Source organism: Kosakonia sp. S42 (assembly GCF_016624785.1).
In the GTDB taxonomy this organism is placed as follows: Bacteria; Pseudomonadota; Gammaproteobacteria; order Enterobacterales; family Enterobacteriaceae; genus Kosakonia; species Kosakonia cowanii.
The window spans coordinates 1-4,122 of sequence record NZ_JACVTW010000068.1 but is presented as its reverse complement, the minus strand read 5'-3'; the positions used below and the strand labels follow the sequence as shown (position 1 = coordinate 4,122).

Annotated in this window: 4 protein-coding genes; all 4 read right to left on the bottom strand. The window is 63.9% G+C overall.

The features are described 5' to 3' along the window. Positions 1 to 99: 99 nt before the first annotated feature. The 4 genes from IAE50_RS25460 to IAE50_RS26395 all read right to left on the bottom strand — a co-directional run bounded on the left by IAE50_RS25460 (position 100) and on the right by IAE50_RS26395 (position 3,644). Positions 100 to 819 carry a plasmid SOS inhibition protein A gene (locus IAE50_RS25460; RefSeq protein ID WP_200581665.1) on the bottom strand — a complete coding sequence of 240 codons (720 nt, stop codon included), beginning with the start codon at positions 817 to 819 and terminating at the stop codon, positions 100 to 102. After that, positions 816 to 1,250, bottom strand: coding sequence for a conjugation system SOS inhibitor PsiB (gene psiB, locus IAE50_RS25455; RefSeq protein WP_200581664.1), 435 nt, complete (start codon positions 1,248 to 1,250; stop codon positions 816 to 818). The genes IAE50_RS25460 and psiB overlap by 4 nt, the downstream gene beginning before the upstream one ends. 42 nt (positions 1,251 to 1,292) lie before the next feature. Then, positions 1,293 to 3,287 carry a ParB/RepB/Spo0J family partition protein gene (locus tag IAE50_RS25450; protein ID WP_200581663.1) on the bottom strand — a complete coding sequence of 665 codons (1,995 nt, stop codon included), beginning with the start codon at positions 3,285 to 3,287 and terminating at the stop codon, positions 1,293 to 1,295. 69 nt (positions 3,288 to 3,356) lie between these two features. Further along, the gene (locus IAE50_RS26395; RefSeq protein WP_233631542.1) at positions 3,357 to 3,644 is read right to left on the bottom strand and encodes a hypothetical protein; all 288 of its coding nucleotides are present in this window, start codon (positions 3,642 to 3,644) and stop codon (positions 3,357 to 3,359) included. Between the last annotated feature and the right edge of the window lie 478 nt (positions 3,645 to 4,122).

Below are 4,122 nucleotides of genomic sequence, written 5' to 3'. Positions count from 1 at the left end.
GGTGGCCAGCCCTTGCCCCTGCCCTTGCCCTTGTCCCTGCCCTTGTCCCTGATACTGACTTTCAGGCCCCGGCGTCACCCGCCTCATTTTCTGCAGCCCTTATCCTGCGTGGCCCAGCTTGTCCGGCACCTGCCAGCGATCGGCATTTTTTTCACTCCGGCTCATACCCCTCACCACATCCCTCAGCACATTCAGTACTGACCAGAGCGGTTCATGCCGGTGCCACTCCAGCTCTGCCAGCGAGGCAAAACGTCTCCGCCACTGCCAGAACTGTTCCGCAAGCTCGTACTCACGCAGTTCATCCGCCCAGCGCGTGTACCACGCCCCCACGTTCTCCGGTGACCGGAAGTTCAGGTCTGTCCGGGCCTGCGCGACCAGACTCTGGTGCAGAATTTCCTCCCGGCAGAGGCTTTTATTTTCACGCCGGATCGCTTTATGCAGGTGCAGTTTCCCGCGCTGGTCTCTCCGGGATGCATTCCGGAACACCACGTCCGGGAACAGACATTCCTGGACCGTGGACGGCAACGGCGAGTGGCAGTGCTCACCCCGGCTGACCAGCAGGACTTCGAGCGCCTCCTCAAGCCTTCGCAGCGACCAGATTTTAACGTGCGGATCCCAGCCCAGCCCCGGAATGGCCTGAGCGGTGCGGCTGCTGAGACGACTTTCGCCGGTCAGCAGGCGCATGAATGCGCGTGCATGCGGGTTGTCCTCCGGCAGACGCCTGCGGTTCTCACGGCGCAGCTCAACCTCTGCCACCGCCCGCAGCGCAGCCTGGCGTGCCGGATTAAGGGTAACGAGCGCGAGACTGGCGGGGATCATGACACCACCTCCGCATTCATCAGTTCAGCGATGGTGGCCGCAGAGCAGTTAAAACGGTGCAGTCCGGCAACCTGCGCCAGCAGTGCGCTGACGGCCACCGGGTCATGCCTGTCGCGCTGCGACAGGATCCTTACCAGCCCCCCGTCTGCCGCCAGCAGGAACAGTGTCCAGGCCGGGAGCATTTCACCGGGGCTGCACAGGCAGAGAAAGTAACGGTCAGACCGGTCCGGGGCGAAGCGCAGCTGCACAGGAAACTGGCCGCCGAACTCACCGCGGTACTCGGCATTCACGCGCCAGCCTGGCGGAACCGGAATGGTGTTCATCACGGCGTCGCTCAGCCGGCGACGTTCTTCATCACCACTTTCGCGGACGGCTTCCAGCTCAGCGGGGATCATGCTGTTGAGGACGGCGGGGGTATATTTCATGCTCATGGTCGTTTTCCCGGTTGCCCCGGCGGGGCAACCGTCTCCTGGTTATGCGGCGTTATTGTCAGCGGTATCGTTCAGCGTCGCCGGAACATCCGGCTGCGGGCGGGTCATCCAGTCCGGCACCCAGCGGGTTTCCGCGAGGGTGGCGGCTGCCAGCTTCGCGGCCTCGCCTTTTTTCAGCTTCATCGCCTCGCGGGCGCGGTCCTGGTGCCCGGCCTCTGCCAGCGCGTCGCCGATCTGATCCTTGCTGATGCTGCCAAAGTAGTCCTCATCCGGCTGCCACCAGTCGCGCAGGTCGAAGTCCAGCGCGGCTTCAAGGGTTTCCAGACTGCTGTCGCCGGTGCGACCGTACTGCCGTTCCTGCACCCCGTTGATGCCGGATGCCACGCAGTAGCTCAGGAGGTCAAGAAGCTGCTCTGTGGAGAGACCCAGCATGGTGCGAAAATCCGTTTCCCACTGCGGCGGCAGGGTCAGCAGCAGCGCCCCCTGCATGTCCTGCATCCTTTGCCAGCCAGCGCCCTGCTTACCTGACGGCGCATCTGACGTGAGGGACCAGGTGCAGTCGCGGATGCTGACACCGAGGGGAGCCTGAACCCTGCCCCCGATCCTGCCGAGGACGTTACGGCAGAGCGTCCAGGTCAGCAGGGCCAGCGCCACATGCGGTCTGCCGGACAGTGCAGCCTGCACCGCCAGGGTACGTTCGGACGACATGGCCCGGACCAGTTTCTCGGAGAAGGCATCTGCCGGGATGCCGGGGGTCCTGGTGGTGATCACGCGGTCTGTCGCGGCGTCTGTCGCCGGGAGTTCGCCATCTTCAGCCCCGTTGTCCTGGGCAGGTTCGACGCGTTTTACGCCACGCTGGATGCAGAAACCCCCGGCTTCATACGAGACCACCACGCCGTGTGCCGCCTTATACGCCGGGGTGAACTGGCGCGCGCGCGCCGCACTCTCTATATCCTCGATACGCTGCTGAAGCGCGTTTTCGTCCTCTTCGGTTTCGCTCTCCAGTAACGTCTGCTCAAGACCAACCACCGTGGCCCTTTCCTCATCAGTCAGTTCAGGCTCCGGCAGACACACGCGCAGGGTCAGTGCATCACGGTGCGTGATTTCATCCATCCGGCTTTCACTCCATGCCCAGCCCTCTTCGCGCTGCAGTCGTGCCGCCTCGCCAGCCAGTTTGTCGAACAGCAGCCGCTGTGTCAGGAGACGATCAGCAAAGCCCTGGCCTTCGTCACTGAACAGGTCACGATCAACCACGCCCCCGGCCGCCACGTAGGCGTCCTCCCCGACGAACCGGAACGCGGCAGAAGCCGTGTCCATTTTGATGCTGTTCACCTGCCCCTTCAGCCACCCTGCCGACGGCATACCGTTACCAAAAGCCTCTTTCGCGCTGTTCCAGATGTCCACCTGGCGGGCATGATCGTGTTCAAGTGTCATCACCTGACACAACTCCAGGGTAATGCGGTCGTGCATCAGTTCCTCAATCAGCGCCGGGGCGAGATTCGCCAGGCTGAGGATGCGCTGGACGTGACGGGCAGTGAAGCCAAAGAGATCGCCGATTTGCGCCGGGGTGGATCCCTGCTCTGCCATCCTGCGGAACCCGGTCACCTGCTCTGCCGGGTGCATTTTGCGGCTTTTTTCGTTTTCAGCCATCGAGGCCGCGACCGCCAGATGCGCCGGGATACGCTTGACCGGGACGAACGGCTCATCAGCCCCGGTGAAGCCTTCCGCGACGAGTACGCCCGTCGCGCGGGTGCGTCCGCTGCCGCACACCACACCGAGCAGGCCGTCCGGATGATCGACAACCACCAGGTTATGCAGGAACCCCAGCGCCCTGATGCTGGCGGCATACCCGGCGATTTCCTCGTCGGTATGGGGCACGATGCGGACGTTATAGTCCGAACGGGTCAGGCGGGAATAGGACACGTATTCCACGGGTGCCTGTTGCAGGGCAGCCTCAACGGCTGCCGGCGCGGCGGCGGCTTTTTTCGTGCGGGCTTTGCGTGTGGCGGGTTTCGCCGTAGTATGGGTGGTGACCATTATTGTTACCTCTTCAGTTGCGGTGGTGGTTATGCCGTGGCCGGAGTGCGATCCGGTCACGGCGCTTAATCAGTCGTGGTTTCGCTGCACATCGCGCAGCCGGTTTTCGAGCGTGGCCAGAAAGTCCGGCTCAAAAGACCATGCATGCCAGACAAGGCGGCCAAACTGGCGTATCTCAACCTGTACATCCCCGCGTGATGATGCCCGTGCGGTAAAGACGGTCACGCCGTCCTGTAACCGGCGATACCGGGCGATCAGCGCCTTCGCCTGTAAAGCGATGTCTTCCTGCGTGTTTTGATCACATCTTCCGGCGGTTTCTCCTCCGGCGGTCCTGCCGTTGACGTTTCGTGTGCGCATTCTGGTTTTCTCCTGTGGTGATGGTTAATCCATCTCCCTGGCTGGTACTCTCGCGGCAAAGGGCAAGGGAGCGACGGCAGACGAATGAACGCACGGGTGTCGGCAAAGCCGCAGCGCAAGCGAGCCGGATTTTCGGCGAGTGCGAACGGGTGCAGACGACAGCGCCGGGGCGCGGCCCTTGCGGGCAGGCGGATGACGGTGCTACAGACAGCCCTCCGCGTGAGTGCCGGCAAGGGGGTGGCATCACCACGCTGAGAGAATGCGCGCACCCGACACGGCGGAACGGCGTGGCGACCTTAAAGCCCCGGCAGCGCCGGGGCGGTGGACGCGGCGCGACCGTTCCGGTCGCAGCAGGCGGTGCCCCTGACCTTCTCCATCGGACCCTGGCGTCAGCCCGAAACCCGAAGGGGTTCGGCCGGAGACCGGAGCCCGCCTGCGGGCGACAGTCGGAGCAGGGCCGACGACCCGGCCGGTACGG